This is a genomic window from Acetobacter ghanensis (assembly GCF_001499675.1).
Lineage (GTDB): Bacteria > Pseudomonadota > Alphaproteobacteria > Acetobacterales > Acetobacteraceae > Acetobacter > Acetobacter ghanensis.
In genome coordinates this window covers 751,182-770,110 of sequence record NZ_LN609302.1, presented here as the reverse complement: position 1 = coordinate 770,110, position 18,929 = coordinate 751,182, and the positions used below count along the sequence as shown (strand labels likewise).

Annotated in this window: 15 protein-coding genes and 2 pseudogenes; 7 read left to right on the top strand and 10 right to left on the bottom strand. The window is 59.0% G+C overall.

What is annotated here, in order from left to right; genetic code table 11:
• Positions 1-126 precede the first annotated feature (126 nt).
• From AGA_RS03645 to trpB, 8 genes and pseudogenes are all read right to left on the bottom strand, one after another.
• Positions 127-1,395, bottom strand: a complete 1,269-nt coding sequence (locus tag AGA_RS03645) for a sensor histidine kinase (RefSeq protein WP_456303786.1) — start codon at positions 1,393-1,395, stop codon at positions 127-129.
• A 25-nt stretch (positions 1,396-1,420) separates the two neighbouring features.
• Complete coding sequence (gene phoB, locus AGA_RS03640; RefSeq protein ID WP_059023068.1) at positions 1,421-2,116, bottom strand: phosphate regulon transcriptional regulator PhoB; 696 nt, start codon at positions 2,114-2,116, stop codon at positions 1,421-1,423.
• A gap of 250 nt (positions 2,117-2,366) precedes the next feature.
• Positions 2,367-3,656: an adenylosuccinate synthase gene (locus AGA_RS03635; protein ID WP_059023067.1), complete on the bottom strand. Its 1,290-nt coding sequence runs from the start codon at positions 3,654-3,656 to the stop codon at positions 2,367-2,369.
• A gap of 68 nt (positions 3,657-3,724) precedes the next feature.
• Positions 3,725-4,909: an ATP phosphoribosyltransferase regulatory subunit gene (locus tag AGA_RS03630; protein ID WP_059023066.1), complete on the bottom strand. Its 1,185-nt coding sequence runs from the start codon at positions 4,907-4,909 to the stop codon at positions 3,725-3,727.
• A gap of 53 nt (positions 4,910-4,962) precedes the next feature.
• Positions 4,963-6,444 carry an ATP-binding protein gene (locus AGA_RS03625; RefSeq protein WP_059023065.1) on the bottom strand — a complete coding sequence of 494 codons (1,482 nt, stop codon included), beginning with the start codon at positions 6,442-6,444 and terminating at the stop codon, positions 4,963-4,965.
• Positions 6,441-7,698 (bottom strand): annotated as a pseudogene (locus AGA_RS03620) (TIGR03862 family flavoprotein). Before AGA_RS03620 ends, AGA_RS03625 begins: the two are co-directional and overlap by 4 nt.
• Before the next feature lie 19 nt (positions 7,699-7,717).
• A complete protein-coding gene (gene trpA, locus AGA_RS03615; RefSeq protein ID WP_059023064.1) occupies positions 7,718-8,551 on the bottom strand; it encodes a tryptophan synthase subunit alpha in 834 nt (277 codons plus the stop codon).
• Positions 8,548-9,792: a tryptophan synthase subunit beta gene (gene trpB / locus AGA_RS03610; RefSeq protein ID WP_059023063.1), complete on the bottom strand. Its 1,245-nt coding sequence runs from the start codon at positions 9,790-9,792 to the stop codon at positions 8,548-8,550. The genes trpA and trpB overlap by 4 nt, the downstream gene beginning before the upstream one ends.
• Before the next feature lie 260 nt (positions 9,793-10,052).
• Here trpB and AGA_RS03605 point away from each other — a divergent pair, with 260 nt between their 5' ends.
• Both AGA_RS03605 and rho read left to right on the top strand, forming a co-directional pair.
• Positions 10,053-11,201 (top strand): magnesium transporter CorA family protein, encoded by a 1,149-nt coding sequence (locus AGA_RS03605; RefSeq protein WP_059024624.1) that lies wholly within the window; start codon positions 10,053-10,055, stop codon positions 11,199-11,201.
• Positions 11,202-11,446: 245 nt separating this feature from the next.
• Positions 11,447-12,745: a transcription termination factor Rho gene (gene rho / locus AGA_RS03600; protein WP_059023062.1), complete on the top strand. Its 1,299-nt coding sequence runs from the start codon at positions 11,447-11,449 to the stop codon at positions 12,743-12,745.
• Between the two features lie 59 nt (positions 12,746-12,804).
• Here rho and AGA_RS03595 read toward each other — a convergent pair whose 3' ends face one another.
• Entirely contained in the window at positions 12,805-13,083 is a 279-nt protein-coding gene (locus tag AGA_RS03595) for a sulfurtransferase TusA family protein (RefSeq protein ID WP_059023061.1), read from the bottom strand.
• A gap of 157 nt (positions 13,084-13,240) precedes the next feature.
• Between AGA_RS03595 and AGA_RS03590 the strand changes: the two genes are divergently transcribed.
• From AGA_RS03590 to AGA_RS03575, 4 genes and pseudogenes are all read left to right on the top strand, one after another.
• Positions 13,241-13,732 carry a Fur family transcriptional regulator gene (locus tag AGA_RS03590; protein WP_059023060.1) on the top strand — a complete coding sequence of 164 codons (492 nt, stop codon included), beginning with the start codon at positions 13,241-13,243 and terminating at the stop codon, positions 13,730-13,732.
• Positions 13,729-14,575, top strand: a pseudogene (locus AGA_RS03585) (GNAT family N-acetyltransferase). The gene AGA_RS03590 and the pseudogene AGA_RS03585 overlap by 4 nt, the downstream one beginning before the upstream one ends.
• 82 nt (positions 14,576-14,657) lie before the next feature.
• A complete protein-coding gene (gene lnt / locus AGA_RS03580) occupies positions 14,658-16,337 on the top strand; it encodes an apolipoprotein N-acyltransferase (protein WP_059023059.1) in 1,680 nt (559 codons plus the stop codon).
• Between the two features lie 140 nt (positions 16,338-16,477).
• Complete coding sequence (locus AGA_RS03575; protein WP_231945992.1) at positions 16,478-16,999, top strand: helix-turn-helix domain-containing protein; 522 nt, start codon at positions 16,478-16,480, stop codon at positions 16,997-16,999.
• 58 nt (positions 17,000-17,057) lie between these two features.
• Here AGA_RS03575 and AGA_RS03570 read toward each other — a convergent pair whose 3' ends face one another.
• Positions 17,058-17,810 (bottom strand): DUF2076 domain-containing protein, encoded by a 753-nt coding sequence (locus AGA_RS03570; RefSeq protein WP_059023058.1) that lies wholly within the window; start codon positions 17,808-17,810, stop codon positions 17,058-17,060.
• A 68-nt stretch (positions 17,811-17,878) separates the two neighbouring features.
• Between AGA_RS03570 and AGA_RS03565 the strand changes: the two genes are divergently transcribed.
• On the top strand, positions 17,879-18,928 hold the full coding sequence (locus AGA_RS03565; protein ID WP_231945991.1) for a glycine--tRNA ligase subunit alpha: 1,050 nt from the start codon (positions 17,879-17,881) through the stop codon (positions 18,926-18,928).
• The last annotated feature ends 1 nt before the right edge of the window (position 18,929 follow it).

The following is an 18,929-nucleotide window of genomic DNA, read 5'->3' as shown; positions in this document are numbered from 1 at the left end:
TTTTCCCTGAGCCAATTGCAAAAGCTTCCGGCAGCAAAAACGCGCCGTGCCACTCCGGGTTAAAGGATGTCAGGGTAAAATGGTGTTATGCTTTCAGGACATTTACGTGACGGTTTTATGACAGAGTTACGCACTAAGGAGCGGCAGCCATATACGGCAGGTTGTGCCTTCGCCCACCGTGCTTTCCACGGCAAAACGCCCATCGTGACGCGCCAGAATCTGCTGGACAATGGCCAGCCCTAACCCACTGCCCTGCACGCTGGATGCCGTTTTGGCCACACGATAAAACCGTTCCGTCAGACGGTTGAGGTGCCGAGCCGGAATACCGGGGCCAGTGTCTTCAACACTCAGCACAAGGCCCGGGTCGGTTGGCCAGCCTGCATTTTTGGGCGCCCGCACACAGCTTACAGTGATGCCCAAGGGGTCATCATTGCGCTTTCCGCGGTCAGACAGACCATATTTGAGCGCATTCTCCACAAGGTTCATCAAAACCTGCAAAAGCTGCGCCTCATCCCCCTGCACGCACAGTTCCTGCACACCATCGGCCTGCACCTGAAAACGCACAGGTTTGCCAGCCAGCAACCCCGACACCTCATCAGACAGACGTTTGAGTAGGTCGGCAATGCCAATAGTATCAGTCGGTCTATGGTGTTCCTGCATTTGCACGCGCGACAGGTACAGCAACCCGTCCAGCAACCGCTGCATCCGCTTGGCCTGTTCAGACATGATACCCAGAAACTCTTTTTGAATAACCGGGTCATCCGCAGCCGGGCCTTGCAGGGTTTCTATAAAGCCCAACAATGATGCCAGTGGTGTACGCAGTTCATGGCTGGCAAAAGCAACAAAATCCGTATGCTGCTGCTCGGCCAGTACGGCTTCCGTCTCATCATGCAATGCGACAAAAACCAGCGTTGTTCGGGAGGAAAACGCTCCTCCTCCTTTCCGGTACCCTTCGGAAAGGAAAACATCCGGCACTGTTTTTTTGTGAAACCAGGCCCGCACAATCCGGTAATGAGGAACGTCCAGCACAATCAGCGTCTCAACAGGCTGCGACTCTTCCTTTTTTTGTGCCAGAAGCCTGTCCACACAGCTTTGAAAAGCCGGGTGGCGAATAATACTGCCAATGCTGTTGGTAAACTGCCTTTTGGCTTCGGGCGAAATCACACAGGGTAAGCGTGTATCATTCAACACCAGTGTGGCGGCAGGCAGGCAGGCCATCACTTCGTCCAGCGTGACCGCAGAGGCCGCCTCCCGCCCTGAACGATTTTTCTGCCTGTCGGAATCGTCAGGCATTGGTTCAAAGCGGTCAGAACGCGCAAAAAACAGCGGTAAAGCCGCCAACGCGCCACCCCCAGCCATACCATAGAGGGCCGCCAGCCAAGCATGCATGATCAGCCGCCCCTTTCTGCGGTGTGGTTACTTAGTCCTGATCCTGCACTTTATCCAGCGCATAACCACGGGCGCGCACGGTGCGAATAAGGTCCACTCCGCCCCCTTCGTTCAGGGTCTGCCGCAGGCGGCGAATATGCACATCCACTGTGCGCAGTTCCACAAAGGAGCTGCGCTCCCACGCATGTTTAAGCAGTTCCTCGCGCGAGAAAACCTGAGCCGGGTGCAGCATCAGAAATTCCAGCAGACGGTATTCCGTAGGCCCAAGGGACAGCAGGCGGCCATCACGCTCCACCTTATGGCTGACCCGGTCCATGACCAGCGTATCAAACCGCAGAGTTTTATCCGCCGGGGGGGCACGCCGAAGAATGGCTTTAACGCGGGCAAACAGCGCATCCATGCTAAAGGGCTTAACCAGATAATCATCCGCCCCTGTATCCAGCCCGCGAATAGTATCTGCTTCCTCCCCCCGCGCACTGAACATAATGATGGGGAGCGCTGCTGTTCTGGCCTGCTCACGTAGACGGCGGCAAACCTCCAGACCAGAAATGCCCGGCAGCATCCAGTCCAGCAGAATCAGGTCGGGCCGACGCTGGCGCACATATTCCAGTGCCGCCTCGCCATCCGCCGCATGGCGTACCATGTAACCCTGTTTTTCCAGATTGTAACAAACAAGCCGGGCGAGTGCCGGATCATCCTCAACAACCAGAAGATCTGCCTTGTGCATACCAGAATGCCCTTTAAAAACCTGCCACTAGGATATGACGCGCAGATGACAAAAAACAACCATCCGACCACCTAAAACCCTTGTTCGACCATGTTAGCGCCGTTGGCACATGTCCAAAATCCGCCGATCACACGGCAAAAAACGCTTTGTGAATCTTTTATGACCTACGCCTGAAAAGACCTTTTGCTCCAACAAAAAAGCCCCCACACAGGGCGGAGGCTTTTAAAAGACGTCATGAGAACGTCACAAATCAGTCTTCAAACGGGTCACGCACCAGAATGGTGTCATCCCGGTCTGGGCTGGTGGAAAGCAGCGTAACCGGAGCGCCAACCAGTTCTTCCACCCGGCGCACATATTTGATGGCCTGCGCAGGCAGGTCTGCCCAGCGGCGCGCACCCTGCGTGGTTTCTTTCCAGCCTTCAATCGTTTCATAAATCGGGCGCACACGCTGCTGCGCGGCCGAACCGGACGGGAACCGTTCTATCTTCTGGCCATCCAGTTCGTAACCAACACAGATGTTGATCTCATCCAGACCATCCAGCACGTCCAGCTTGGTCAGCGCCAGACCATTGATGCCACCAACCCGCACGGCATGGCGGACCAGAACAGCATCAAACCAGCCACAACGGCGCGCACGCCCCGTAACCGTACCAAATTCGTGCCCACGTTCACCAAGGCGGCGGCCAATGGCATCATGCAGTTCGGTCGGGAAAGGCCCTTCACCCACACGGGTGCAATAGGCCTTGGCAATACCCAGCACAAACCCGGCAGCAGATGGCCCCATACCAGACCCGGTACCTGCATTGGAGGCAACCGTGTTGGAACTGGTTACAAACGGATAGGTGCCGTGGTCCACATCCAGCATGACCGCCTGCGCACCTTCAAACAGGATACGGCGACCATTCCGGCGGGCATCGTCCAGAATATCCCACGTGGCGGCCATGAACGGCAGCACCTTGGGCGCAACATCAGAGAGGAAGGCAAGCAGCTCTTCCTTGGAGAAAGTCGGCGCACCAAGGCCAGCCAGCAGCGTATTGTGGTGCAGAAGAAGCTCGTCCAGCTTCCAGTCCAGCGTTTCCGGCTCGGCCAGATCGCACAGACGAATGGCACGACGCGCCACCTTGTCTTCGTACGCGGGGCCAATCCCACGGCCCGTGGTACCAATTTTGCGGTCACCACGTGCGGCCTCACGCGCGCGGTCCAGCGCACCATGCACAGGCAGAATAAGGGGCACGTTTTCGGCAATTTTCAGGGTTTCCGGCGTGACCTTCAGCCCCTGTTCGCCAATACGGGCGATTTCACCCAGCAGTGCCTGCGGGTCAACCACCACGCCATTGCCGATAATGCCGAGCTTACCGCTGACAACGCCGGATGGCAGAAGGGACAGCTTGTAAACCTGATTGCCAACAACCAACGTATGGCCAGCATTGTGACCACCCTGAAAACGCACCACCACGTCGGCCCGACTGGCCAGCCAGTCAACGATTTTGCCTTTGCCTTCGTCACCCCACTGGGCGCCGATCACGGTTACGTTGGACATAGACGGTCTGCTCCTGAAAAAAACTGCCTGCTGGTCAAAAACGGAAAATCAGGCCTGAGGGCAATCCCTCAGGCAAGGTCCACCCGTTGGGTGCCTGTAAGTAGAATGCCACAACCCAGATGCCGGGCCTCGGCCTCCGCCTGCGGGCCAGATGCAAAGCCTCGCACGGTGGCGTAGCCCTGCTCACGCAGGGAGGCGGCCTCGTGCCGGTCCGCATTAGCGGCCAGATATACACGCACACGGGCCGGGGTAGGCGGAATCATGCGGAAAAGCACATCAGGCCGCAGAGTAAGCCCACAGGCCGGTTCGTTATCATTGCAGATGTAACGCCCGCCACGCCCCAGTTCTTCCGAACGGCCAACGGCAAATAGCGTTACACAAACACCGGTATGGTACTTCCAGCCCCGGAACTCCACCGGGTCCACGGTCATGCGCAGACTCGGGCATATCTCCCGCAGGGCCGCAACCGTATCAATCAACCGGTCCAGAATAATGCGGGCCTTTGGCGGTAGCGTCAGCTCGGCCAGTTGCGCCACCGTGTGCTCTGCCGCACCCGTAGCATCCAGAAGAGCAATAAGCGTTGCAGCAAGCGCCCCACCGTGTTGGGCAACGGCGGCTGCATCCTTGCGGTCCAGTGCGCGCATCAACGCCGGGCGATGGGCTGCTGGCACGCCAGCTTCTTCCAGCAAGGCCGGAATGAAGGGAGGCATGGTCAGATCGAAGGAAACATCCTTCACGCCAAGGCGCATCAGGGCTTCTGCCCCAATAGACATGACCTCGGCATCAGCCTCGGGCGAATCCGGGCCAATCAGCTCAATGCCGGTCTGCATGATCTGGCGGCTGCTTTCTTCCGCAGCAACGGGTGCCACCACAACACAGGTCCCCGCGTAGGAGACACGGAGCGGGCGCGGCAGGCCGCCAACACGAGTCGCAGCCATGCGGGCAATTTGCGGTGTAATATCTGGGCGCAGCACCATCATGCGCCGCGTGTCAGGGTCCATAACCCTAAAGCACTGCTCCGCCAGAGCCACCCCTGCACCAGCAAGGTAGGTCTCCTCAAATTCCATAAGAGGCGGGCGGACGCTGTCGTAGCCATGGGAGGCAAACACATCCATAAGGGTCGCCACACCCCGCGCTTCCGTTCGGGCATCGGGGGTGAGCAGATCTACAAAGCCAGCAGGCAGCAGGGCCGGGCTAAAGGGCGGGTCGTCCGTCATGCCTCGGGCTATAGCACTCCCCGCTCCGCCCGTCATGCCCGCGGGCGTGTTCTTTTGCGCCTTTTCCCACACAAAATCAGGTGGGTTGGTCAGCCATCGGCCACACCGGGCAGTGTTTCCCACCCTGTTCCTATAAAGGTCAGCACCCGCCGCCCCACACCATCGGCCCGCAGAACCACCTGATTCTGGTCCTCGAACCATGCCAGCAGACGGCGCGCCCGACCTTTGGAAACCGTGCCATAAACCTTTGCAATCTGGGCATCGGATGGGCAGGGCGTACGCTCGATGGCCGCACGGGCCAGAAACAGAAAGACGGCCTGCAAATCCTCCGGCAGGGCGGATGCGCGCGCCTCAGCCTCCTGCCATTCGGGGGAGGCAGACATGTCCTCGCTCACCCCGCTGCGGGCAGTCGCCAATGCACGGTTAAAGCGCCGTAGGTCCAGCGCATTCCGGCCCAACCCCGCAATGCGGCAGCGCACCAGAAAATCCTGATACAAAACAGGCACGGGCCGGAAGGACGAATCCTCATCCTCCATCATGTCCCGCAGAATGGCGTTCATGCGGGCTTCCCGCTCGGCCTGTGTTTCCGGCGTTTCTTCCGCCTGTTCCTGCTCGGCCTGCACATTGGCCTGTGCTTCCCCATGGGCGGCAAGCTGCGTCAGCAGATCCGGGGCGGCGGGAGCTGGGGCCTTGCGCTGGCGGGCGGGCAGTTCCTGCACAGGGACAGGTGCCAGAATAAGCTCATGCACGGGGGCTGAAGGAGGCTCAAATGGCGCCAGAACCGGGCCAGCAGAGCGGCTTTCCGTCTCCACTGCACCAATCCGGACGGAAACAGGTCTGCGGCTCAAGGCTGGCCCAAGGGCCACAAACGTACCCCGCGCAAGGTCACGGAATGCTTCGGCCTGCCTGCGCTCCATACCCAGAAGGTCGGCCGCACGCGCCATATCAATATCCAGAAACGTCCGCCCCATCAGAAAGTTGGAGGCTTCCGCCGCGACGTTCTTGGCCAGTTTGGCCAAACGCTGCGTGGCAATAACACCTGCCAGCCCACGCTTGCGCCCACGGCACATCAGGTTGGTCATAGCGCCAAGGGAGGCCCGGCGGGCTTCGTCCGAGACCTCACCCGCAGCAGCCGGGGCAAAAAGCTGGGCTTCGTCCACCACAACCAAAACCGGGTACCAGTACTGGCGGGGCACCTCGAACATACCGCCCAGAAAAGCCGCAGCCCAACGCATTTGCTGCTCCGCATCCAACCCTTCCAGGTTGAGCACAACAGAGGCCCGGTGCATCCGCATCCGCTCACCCGCCGCGTGCAGGGCCATTTCTGAATGGTCCGCACCATCTATGACCAGATGACCGAATTTTTCGGCCAGACTGACAAAGTCCCCTTCGGGGTCAATAATAGCCTGCTGCACCATGCGGGCGGACTGCTCCAGCAAACGCCGCAACAGGTGCGACTTGCCCGACCCGGAATTCCCCTGAACCAGCAGACGGGTGGCCAGTAGCTCGCCAAGGTCCATCTGTGCCGGACCACCCCCCGGCACTTCCCCCATTGTAATCATGCTGTTCATGGTTGGAGGGGATACCGTCTTGCCCCACCTTTCTGCAACCATGCGACCATGCCCTTTGCGGCAGCACGCCCCGTTGCAAGGCTAGCATGGAGCAGATAGCCGCCTGTCGGGGCCTCCCAGTCCAGCATTTCGCCTGCAACAAACACACCGGGCACAGCCCGGAGCATAAAGGATTCGTCACACGCAGCCTGCGTGACCCCTCCCGCCGTGGAAATGGCGCGGGTCAGCGGTTCCGGTGCGTCAAACGTCAATGGCACGGCCTTGATCCGCCCGGCCAAAGCCCGCAGGTCTGCTGGCATATCCCCGCTCTCACGCAACAAACCCACGGCAACAGGCGGAAGCCGGAGCGCTTTGCGTAAACGATTGCTTAGGCTCTCCCGCACCCGGGTCGCCCGTAGCCTGTCCAGAATATCCTGCTCGCTCAGATCGGGCCGCAGATCACAGAACACCGTGGCCTGCCCCTCGGCTGTTATGGTCTGCCGCACAATGCGGGAAAGAGCATAGAGCGCGCCACCTTCCACCCCGGTACGCGTAACAACAATTTCGCCCCGCACACGCCTGCCGCCAAAGGTCAATGCAACCGGCTTGAGGGGGGTCCCGGCAAAGCGCTCGGCAAAAAGGGCTGACCAGCGTGTGCAAAACCCACAATTAGCAGGCTCCAGTTGCGCCACCTCCACACCGCGCTGTTGCAGCAGTGGAACCCAGTTGCCGCAGCTCCCCAACCGGGGCCAGCTTGCACCACCCAAAGCAAGCAGAACCGCGTCCGCCTCCACCTCAGCCTGATGTGGCGCTCCGTTTATCTGATCCTGAATGTTAAAAAGAAGGTTGTCCTGTGCGGTCCACCCCTGCCAACTGGCACGGGTCTGGAACGTCACGCCAGCGGCGTTCAGGCGTGCAAGCCATGCCCGCAACAGGGGGGAGGCCTTCATCCCTTTGGGAAAAAACCCTACCGGAAGAGCCAATAAAACTTTCCTGCCCCAGCCCTGCCATCCAGTCCCGGATGTTCTGCATGGTCCACGCATCCAACGCAGGCTGCAACCACGGTTTGGCAGGACCATACCGTTCCAGCACGTCTTCCTGCGGCTCGGAGTGAGCTATGTTTAACCCACCCCGCCCTGCCATAAGGAACTTGCGCCCAAGGCTGGGCATCCGTTCCATAACACGCACGCTACACCCGGCCCCGGCCAGATACTCGGCCGCAGCCAGCCCAGCCGGACCACCGCCCACAACAACAATACGCGGTTTATTGCTCATGGGCGGAAGAAAACGTGGGTCATTCCGGCTTCTGGCCTGCTGCGCGTACCGCCTGTGCCAGCCCTTGAATCTGCTCCAGAACACGCGGCAGGGTCTGCGGCGTTGCCCGCCCCTGATCGTCCAGTGTTTCGGCCAGCGTTGCCAGCAGGGCCGAAGCCACAACAGCAGCATCCGCAATACTAGATGCCTGTGCAGCCTGCTCTGGGGTACGCACACCAAAACCAATGGCTATAGGCAAGTTGGTAGCGGCCCGCACCCGCGGAATAGCCGCAGCCAGATCGTGCGAACTGGCCGAGCGCGTCCCCGTAATACCAACGATGCTGACATAATAAACAAAGCCGGATGCGTGCCCAAGCACGTAGTTCAGCCGTGCATCAGGTGTGGTCGGGGCAACCAGGCGGATCATATCCAACCCTGCGGCCTGCGCGGGGGCTGCAATCACCCCGGCTTCCTCCGGCGGCAGATCCACCAGAATAAGCCCATCCACCCCGGCGGCGGCGGCATCCTTACAGAACCGCTCATACCCATAGGCTTCCACCGGATTGACATACCCCATCAGAATAACAGGGGTTTCATCATCATCCTTACGGAACTCGGCCACCATATCCAGAACGCCCACCAGCGTTGCACCGGCCTTAAGCCCACGCAGCGCAGCGGCCTGAATAACCGGACCATCAGCCGAAGGATCGGAAAAAGGCATACCAACCTCAATCAGGTCGGCACCTGCGGCTGGCATGGCCTTGAACAGTTCCAGCGATGTTGCCCGGTCGGGGTCATACGCCTCCAGATACGGAATGAGCGCGCCACGGCCTTCGGCTGCAAGGGCTTTAAAACGGGCGGCAATACGGCTCACAGCGTGACTCCCAGATGCTCGGCAACAGTAAAGATGTCTTTATCACCCCGGCCAGACAGGTTGACCACCAACAGCGTGTCCTTGGGCAGGGTGGGGGCAATTTTGGCGGCATAGGCCACGGCATGTGCCGATTCGAGGGCTGGAATAATCCCCTCCAGCCGTGTGCAGAGCTGGAAGGCGTCCAGTGCCTCCTGATCCGTCGCACCCACATATTCCGCACGGCCAATATCATTCAGCCATGAATGTTCTGGCCCAACGCCGGGGTAATCCAGACCGGCGCTAATGGAATGCGCCTCATCTATCTGCCCATCCGCGTTTTGCAGCAAATACGTGCGGTTGCCGTGCAGCACACCGGGACGGCCGCGCTCGATGGAGGCTGCGGTCTTGCCGCTATCCAACCCGTGGCCTGCTGCTTCTACCCCAATCAGCCGTACCGACACATCATCAAGGAACGGATAGAAAATGCCCATGGCGTTAGAGCCGCCCCCAATAGCGGCCACAACCACATCTGGCAGGCGGCCCTCGGCGGCGCGCATCTGGGCTTTGGTTTCCTCCCCGATCACACTCTGGAAGTCACGCACCATGGCAGGATACGGGTGGGGGCCTGCCACAGTACCAATGAGCATGTAAGTGTCGGCCACATTGGCCACCCAGTCGCGCATTGCCTCGTTCATGGCATCCTTAAGGGTTCCCGCGCCCGCAGTCACAGGCACGACTTCTGCTCCCAACAGGCGCATACGGAACACATTGGGCTTCTGCCGTTCCACATCGGTCGCGCCCATGTAGATCACGCATTTCATGCCAAACAGGGCGCAGACCGTAGCGGTGGCCACGCCGTGCTGGCCTGCTCCGGTTTCGGCCACAATACGGGTCCGCCCCATACGGCGGGCCAGCAGAATCTGCCCCATAACGTTGTTGAGCTTGTGCGAACCCGTATGGTTCAGCTCTTCACGCTTGAGGTATATTTTTGCTCCACCCAGTTCTTCGGTCATGCGGCGGGCAAACCACAGCGGGCTGGGGCGACCAATATAGTCGGTCTGGTAATAAACCAGTTCCTTATGAAAAGCAGGGTCGGCCTTTGCCGCCTCATACGCTTCATTCAGTTCCAGAATAAGCGGCATAAGCGTTTCCGCCACAAAGCGACCACCATACCGGCCACCAAAGTGGCCATGCTCATCTGGCTGCTGCCTGAGGGAATTGCTCTGTGCCGCCGAGGCGCCGTGTTCAGTCGGGTTCGCCATTATTCGTCCTGCCGCTCCTTTAGCCACATTGCGCGCCCTGCCGGGTGCCGTTTTTATATCTTTCTCAACTGGCAAAATGGCTTACCAGATGCGTGGCCGCATTGCACGGTCCCGTGCGGTCATCTTGCCATAAACAGAACAAAGGCGGCATACTTGTTGCACGCACACGCTCTGGGGCGCCCTGCCAGAACCGGAATAAGTGCCCGCGCCCATTAAGGCAAAACAGGGAGAATCGCATGTTTCTGGCCCACAGGCCCGGTATGCCTGCTCGCGCCGTTGAAACGGAAGACGATGCCAAAAATGCTGTCTGGCTGGATCTTCTTAACCCGACACCGCAAGAGCTGACTCTGGCAGAGAAGCTCTGCGGCCAACCCATTCCCACACTGGATGATCTGAGCGCGATTGAAAGTTCATCCCGAATCAGTGTGCGCAATGGTGCAGCGTTCCTCTCCTCCCCCCTGCTGCGCAAGAATGGCTCGGATTTTCAGACCATGCCGGTGGGCTTTATCCTGACCGAAAGCCGGCTCTTCACCATTCGTTTCCAGTCCTATCTGGCGTTCGAGACAGTGGCCCAGCTTGTGGCGAACTGTGTAGCCGCCACCATGCCACCTCCCCACACCTCCCCCGATCACCAGACCATTTCCCCCCAGCCCACCGAAATTCCACCCCACCACGAAACCCTGCTCCATGCGGGCGAAATACTGGTGGCGCTAATAGAAGCTATTGTGGACCGGCTGGCCGATATTCTGGAAAGCATGGGCAACCTGCTCGACACGCTCTCGCACGATATTTTTCGCGCCCGCACACAGCAGACGCCCATCCGCAACGTAGCCATGTGGCAGCGTGACCTGCTGCAACGCGTGGGGGAAGCGGGCAACCTGTGCTCCCGCATGAGGGACACCCTACTGGGCATGGAACGTATTGCCCTGTTCTTGGGAGAAAGCCGCAAGACCGCATCCGCTCTGCCGGTTACGGGCTTTGCCCTGTGCACACCTCGCACAGCCCCTCCCACCACCCTTGTTACACCCGCACCGGATGAGGATGGCAAAACAACTGCCGCCTATGCGCTGTCCGGCATACTGCGCGCACGCATAACCTCCGTCAGCCATGACCTGTCCTCGCTCGATGCCTATGTCTCCCAGTCTCAGGACAAGGTGGAATTTCTGCTCGACGCCACGCTAGGGTTCATCAACATCGAACAGAACGGCGTCATGAAGGTTCTGACCGTGGTCAGCTTCATTGGGGTTGCACCAACCCTGATTGCGGGCATCTATGGTATGAACTTCAAGAACATGCCGGAACTGAACTGGTCGTTTGGGTACTGGTACTCACTCGGTCTTATGGCCACCACCATTGTGCTGCCCCTTTTCTGGTTCTGGAAAAAAGGCTGGCTCGGGGGCATCAAATAAGGCTCCCACCTGCCATCCCCCGGCACTCTGTTGTTGACGCCCCACAACGCCAGAGGTAATATCCGCTTCCAAGACGCTGGCTGACTTCACCTGCCCAGCGGTTTCCCTCCTGTCAGGTTCCTTCTGGCTCGGACATGCCTCTTCAGGCGTGCTTGCTTCCGGTCTCCCCGACCGGCTCTGCCGTGCATGGAACGACCCGGACCTTCCCCTTTTGAACTTTTCTTGCCAGTCAGGGCATTTACTAGATGCATCTTGCGGAACTCAAGGCCAAGTCCCCAGCCGACCTTCTGGCCTGCGCTGAAGACCTGAATATCGAAAACGCGTCCTCCCTGCGCAAGCAGGACATGATGTTCGCCATTCTCAAAACGCTGGCTGATAACGATCAGGCCATTTATGGCGAAGGCACGCTTGAGATCATGCATGACGGGTTTGGCTACCTGCGTGCGCCCGAATCCAACTACCTTCCCGGCCCGGATGATATTTATATCTCCCCCACCCAAGTCCGCCGCTTTGGCCTGCGCACGGGTGATACGGTTGAAGGGCAGATTCGCGCTCCCAGAGACGGCGAACGCTACTTCTCCATGCTCAAGATCAACACGATCAATTTTGAGTCCCCCGACGCGGTTCGCCACCGGATCAACTTTGATAACCTAACCCCGCTCTACCCCGAGCGCCGCCTCCAGATGGAAGTGGAAAGTCAGGCTACCGCCCCCGAACCCAAGGGCGACAAAAACAAAAAGGGCTCCCAGAAGGACTTCACCCCGCGGGTGATTGATCTGGTATCCCCCATTGGCATGGGCCAGCGCGCCCTGATCGTGGCCCCCCCACGCTCGGGTAAGACGGTCATGCTCCAGAGCATTGCATCGTCCATTTCGGCCAACCACCCCGAAGTGTTCCTGATTGTGCTGCTGATTGACGAACGCCCCGAGGAAGTGACCGACATGGCCCGCTCCGTGCGCGGCGAAGTTATTGCCTCGACCTTTGATGAACCAGCCCACCGCCATGTGCAGGTGACCGAAATGGTGCTGGAAAAAGCCAAGCGCCTTGTGGAACACAAGCGCGACGTGGTGATCCTGCTCGATTCCATTACCCGTCTGGCCCGCGCCTACAACACTGTTGTTCCCTCATCGGGCAAGGTGCTGACCGGTGGTGTGGACGCCAACGCCCTGCAGCGGCCCAAGCGCTTCTTTGGTGCGGCCCGTAACATCGAGGAAGGTGGCTCCCTGACCATTATCGCCACCGCCCTGATTGATACCGGCAGCCGTATGGACGAAGTGATCTTTGAAGAGTTCAAGGGCACGGGTAACTCGGAACTGGTGCTTGACCGCAAGCTGGCTGACAAGCGCACCTTCCCTGCCATTGACATCACCAAGAGCGGCACCCGTAAGGAAGAGCTGCTGGTTGACCGCTCCACCCTGTCCAAAATGTGGGTTCTGCGCCGGATTCTGGCACCTATGGGCACCATGGACGCCATGGACTTCCTGCTCGACAAGCTGAAATACAGCAAAACCAACAATGACTTCTTTGAAGCCATGAACAACTAGGCCACCACCCGGTTGATCCATGACGCAAGCCGCATCTGCCCAATCCCTATTTTTCAGGCTCAGGCAGATGCGGCTTCTTTTTTGCGAATTGTCAGTACAACACTCCCATCTGGCTGGGGCGCATCAGCCAGAATGGCGTGGCCAAGTGCGCGCACGGAACGGCTGACATTGCGGTGTGGCTCATCCCCTTTCAAGCGGACTGCCAGCAAACCACCCGGCGGCAGCACATCCAGCGCCAGCCGTGTGCGCACAAACGTCATGGGGCACGTCTCCGAGGTAATGTCCAGAACCGCCGTGCAGGTACCGTCCTCCCGTCCCGGCATCAGGGTATCATTCATGCAACGCTCCTCCTTCGGAGAAAAAACGACAGGTCGCCATCATACAACAGGCATACACACCATAAAAAAACTGTATGATGGTGTAAAATTGGACAAACACCTCTGACTTCGGCTACCTGAAAGACGAACGCAGAGATGATAACACTAGGCAGGGTTTGTGACCTTGAAGGTACAAGCGGCAGAATCACGGATTGAGCAGCTGTGTATCGAACACGGCCTGAAAATGACCGGACAACGGCGCGTTATTGCACGCGTTCTTTCCGAAGCAGACGACCATCCGGACGTTGAGGAACTGTACCGCCGCGCGCTGGTGCTGGACTCCCGCATCTCGGTTGCCACCGTGTACCGCACGGTCCGTCTGCTGGAAGAAAAAGGCATTCTGGAACGCCGGGACTTTGGCGGCGGACGTGCTCGGTACGAAGCAACAGAACATGGGCGGCACCATTATCACCTGATCGACGTTGATAACGGTAAAGTGATCGAGTTTGAAGACCCGGAACATGAGGCACTCATGATGAAGGTCGCAGACCGGCTTGGATTCGAGTTCGTGTCCATGCGGTTGGAACTGTTTGGCAAAAAACGCCAGCCCACAAACAAAACCCCCGGCAAAACAACACCACGCGCACGCCGTAAGGGAGACCAAGCATGAGTTCCACACAGACCACTGGCGGCCTTTCGGCGCTGGAGCTGGACCGGTCCCGTTTTCCCGAGCTGCATGGCGGTAGCCTGAGCGTACGCATTGCCGAAACGGACGAAGAGCGGGACGCCGCACAAGCCCTGCGCTACCGTGTTTTTTACGAAGAAATGGGTGCGCATCCGAGTGCGGAAACCCTGCGTCTGAAACGCGACATTGACGAGTTTGATACGGTGGCCGACCACCTGCTGGTCATAGACAACGCCATTGCATCCGACGCACGTGGTGTTGTGGGGACGTACCGACTTGTGCAGGGGGGACGCCGCCCAAAAAATCGGGCGTTTCTATTCCTCCAACGAATACGACATTACCCCGCTCAAGGAATTCCCCGGCAGATTGCTCGAGGTCGGGCGGTCCTGCGTGGACAAAAACTACCGTGGCCGAGCTGCCATGCAGCTTTTGTGGCGGGGTATTGCGTCCTACATCTTCCTGCATCGCATAGATCTGCTGTTTGGCTGCGCCAGCCTGCCCTGCACGGACCCGGACCAGATTGCGGACGAGCTGACATATCTCTACCACAACCACCTGGCTCCTCCGGCCCTGCGTGTCAGAGCGCTGGAAAACCGGCGGGTGGAAATGCTGCGGACGGACCCGCATACGCTCAACGTCCGCCGTTGCCTTGTTGGCCTGCCGCCCCTGATCAAAGGCTATCTGCGGCTTGGCGGTTATGTGGGGGACGGTGCGGTGATTGACCCGCAGTTTAACACCACGGATGTTGCCATTCTGGTCAAGAGCGAATTGCTGGCAGACAAATACTACCGCCATTACGAACGCCGCCTGCGCGATGCTCTGGACTAACTCCCTCACAGTTCTACGCGTGAGTGGCTTTAAGCCCTGATTGTTAACGGACACCTAAGCGGGCTGGCGGCCCGCTTGTGCCATGAGCGCCCCCATGCCCCTTAAAACCGCGTTCTCCCGATTGTATCCAAAGCGGGAAACTCTCCGCTTTGTCGCCATCACACTGGGCTTGGGCGCCCTCTCCACGCTAGCACTTCCCCCACTCCATATTCTGCCGGTCCTGCTGCTGACCTTTGGCCTGCTGGGCCATATCCTTAATACAACCCAAAGCTGGAAGCGGGCCGCATGGACCGGAGCACTGTTCGGCTTTGGCTTTTATGCCGCCGGGCTGTACTGGCTGGTTAATGCGGTGTTGATCCGGGCTGATGAGTTCTGGTGGTTTGTGCCGTTCCCCTCCCTTGGCTGCGCACTTATTCTAGCTCCCACCGTTGCCATACCTGCTGCACTTTGCACCTTGCTGCCTGCGGGCATCCGTCGCCTAGGCGCGTTTGCCGCGCTCTGGACCCTGTTTGACATGGGGCGCACCTTTATTTTTAGCGGTTTTACGTGGAATGCACTTGGCAGCAGTTTTGCCATTCCCGGTTCCATTGGCGGTCTGCTGATCCAACCTGCGGCATGGATAGGGGAGGACGGGCTGACTCTGGTTCTTGTCCTGCTTGCCATTCTCTGCGGCACAGCCTTGCTGGAACAGACACCACTGGCGCGCTGGGTCAGCCTGCATGTGGCGGCAAACAACCAACCACACCTCTGCCTGCTTCAGCTACGCAAGCGTATTATCATATGCTCGGCAACTGGGGTTCTCGCCTGGTGCGCTGCTGGCGGCCTTCGGCTTGCGACCACACACCCAACTGGAGAGTCCGGCCCTATTGCCGTTATGGTGCAAGGGAATGTGCCTGAAACCGAAAAAATCGGACGGCAAACACCGCGAGATATTTTCATGCGTTACCTGCGCCTGACCGCACAAGGCGTACAAAACGCACAGGCCATGCAGGCAAATCTGCGCAAACCCAACGAGCGTTTTCGCCCTATTGTCTTCCTATGGCCCGAAACCTCTTTTCCCGGCTATGACCTGCTACAGGACAGCCCCCGTGCACGACAGGCCATTATGGAATGGGCCGCCGGGGCCGATGCAGGCATTATTGGCGCCCTGCGGATGGATGCCGCTGGCCACTACCGCAATTCTGTTGCGGCACTTGCCCCCGATGGCAGCATAGAAGCGGTATATGACAAAGCTCGGCTGGTCCCTTTTGGTGAGTATCAGCCGCCTTTCATTCCGCTCCAGATTGTACCTCAAGGGGGCATGGCCGCTGGCCCCGGCCCACAGACATGGCATCTGGCAGACATACCCGCTGTTGGCCCGCTCATATGTTACGAAGTCATTTTTTCGGGCGATGTTGTCAATGCGCAGGACCGCCCGCGCTGGCTAGCCAATGTGACCAACGATGCGTGGTTCGGCAACAGCGCAGGCCCACGCCAACACCTTTCATCCGTGCGGCTGCGGGCTGTGGAGGAAGGACTACCAGTCGCCCGCGCAGCCAATACGGGCATTTCCACCGCTTACGATGGCATGGGCCATATGCTGGACCATCTGAAATGGGGCAAGGCGGGCGTTCTTACCGTGGCACTTCCTGCCTCACTTCCGCCAACGTTGTTTGGCAGGTTTGGTCAGTCCATTCCGTTAGCCATGTGCTGCCTACTGCTGCTACTGGCCTGTGTACCCCGCCCCAACAAACGGAAAACCACTCCCTTCACAACGGCATAGCGCAAACAGGCTGGGGTTTTTGCTGCGCCATCATGTAACGTTTTTCTGGAACCAGACCCATTTTCCTTTATGAATAGTTAAATTTGCATGTTATCCGTCCACCTGTTCCAGCACGTACAACCGTGGGAAAAAACCCAGTCGTGAGCAAAACCGAACCTTTGACGGATCCCGCCTCCACGATCTCCACCCACGCCGAAACGATAGATGCCCATGTTGGCAAGCGCATTCGGCTCCGTAGAACACTGTTAGGACTCTCGCAGGAAAAACTGGGGGAGGCTCTAGGCGTTACGTTTCAACAAATCCAAAAGTATGAGCGTGGCGCCAACCGGGTTGGGGCCTCCCGGCTGTATGATATTGCAACCGCTCTGGATGTACCGATCAGCTTCTTTTTTGATGACATGACTCCTCTGCCAGAGGCGGGCATGGCGAACAGAGGGTTTGCAGAAGCACGCAAACCTTTTGGCACCTCCCTGCCCACAGGTTTTGCGCCGACCGTGTCCGACGATGCAGCCATGCAGGCCATAACTGAAGAGCAGGATGTGCTGGCCAGAAAGGAAACGCTGGATCTGGTGCGTGCCTACTATCAGATCCCCGACAAGACGTTACGGCAGAAGGTGCTGGACCTCATCCAGTCCATGGCACAGCCGGGAACTGCCAAATAAAAAAGGGCGATGCCTGCGCATCGCCCCAGAATAATCAAACCGGGCCAAGAACGCCGGATCAGAAGCTCTGATCGTCGCCACCGCCCCAATCGCCTCCGGCGTCTCCACCCCAGTCACCACCAGCGTCAAAGCCCTGATCGGGCTGTACGCCTGCGCCTGCAAACGGATCTGCACCGGCATCACCATAATTGTTCACAATGGTTTCGTTGGACGCGCCCCCCATGCCGGCCGCATCCATACCGCCATCATGATGACCACTAAACAGACTGGTTAAGGCATTAGCCGCCAGCATACCGCCAGCAACACCCGTTGCGGTTGTCAACGCGCTGCCCAAAAAGCCCGAACCACCCCGAAACATGGAAGGCTGCATACCATAAGGCATGGGCTGCGGTTGATACTGCGGCGCTTGAGCAGGCCGACCTCCCCAACCCGGAGGCGGCGCCGCCTGCGGCTGGGCAGCCTGCCCACCGCCAAAAAGACCACCAAAAAAGCCGCCCGACTTCTGCTGCCCGGCATTGCTCTGCTGCTGTGCTGCCTGCAAGGCCTGCTGCGCCTGCTGCAACTGGAACTGAAGCTGCTGAATCCGATTCTGTGCCTGCACCAGTGCGGCTTCCTGCACCACGGCCATCTGGGTCACGCGGTAGCGGGCTTCGGGGTATTTTTGGAATTCCTGAGCAATAAACTGGTCCGCCTGCGGGTCAATCGCGGGCAGGTTGGGCTGGCTTGCCGGCACGCTGCCAAAGCCGCCCTGAGCAGCCCCGCTCACACGGGCCAGAAATTTTTCAATAAGGTCGCGTTCTTCGTTTGTCATCCCATACCTTCCCGCCCTGCCGGGCAAATTGCAGCACCAGAGCTTTCTGCCAGAACACTCTGGCCAAGATGTGGCGTGCCCACAAGCCTGTTACAAGAGAGCAGGCCCACAAGGAAACCCTGCCATATGGCCTGCCTTCTCTTTCGGTCTGGCGCGCGGGGCTGTATGGTGTGGCCAAGCGTGCCATGCGCACATTCAACCTGACCGTCATATTGCGGAGTTTCATCCATACCATGGACCCGGCGTCTCCCCGCCCCACAGAGCGGCCCCTCTCCTTTCAGGATCTTATTCTGACCCTGCACCAGTTCTGGTCAAAACAGGGGTGCGCCATTCTCCAGCCCTATGATCAGGAAATAGGCGCAGGCACACTCTCCCCCCACACAACGCTGCGGGCCTTGGGGAGCAAACCGTGGAAGGCCGCCTACGTGCAGCCCTGCCGCCGCCCGTCCGACGGCCGGTACGGCGAAAACCCGAACCGCCTCCAGCATTACTACCAGTATCAGGTTCTGCTTAAACCCACCCCGGAGGAAAGCCAGAAACTCCTGCTGGACAGCTACCGCGCAATCGGCATTGACCCCGACAAGCACGATATCCGCTTTGTGGAAGATGACTGGGAAAACCCAACCATCGGTGCATGGGGGCTAGGCTGGGAGGTCTGGTGCGATGGTATGGAGGTCACGCAGTTCACCTACTTCCAGCAGGTTGGCGGTATTCCCGTAACCCTGCCCTCCACGGAGCTGACATACGGGCTGGAACGGTTGGCCATGTATGTGCAGGGGGTCGAGAATGTTTATGACCTCGACTACAACGGCGCAGGCCTGACCTACGGCGACGTGTTCCTGCGCGCTGAGCAGGATTACTCCCGCCATAATTTTGAACTGGCCAATACGGACCTGCTGTTCCAGCACTTTACCGATGCGGAAAAGGAAAGTGTGGCTCTGGCCGAGGCAGGCGTTGCCCAGCCTGCTTACGACCAGTGCCTTAAAGCCAGCCATCTGTTCAACCTGCTTGATGCACGCGGCGTCATCAGCGTAAGCGAACGCGCAGCCTATATTGGCCGGGTGCGCACACTGGCAAAACTGTGTTGTGAGACCTGGCTGGCAGGCGAGGACAAATAAG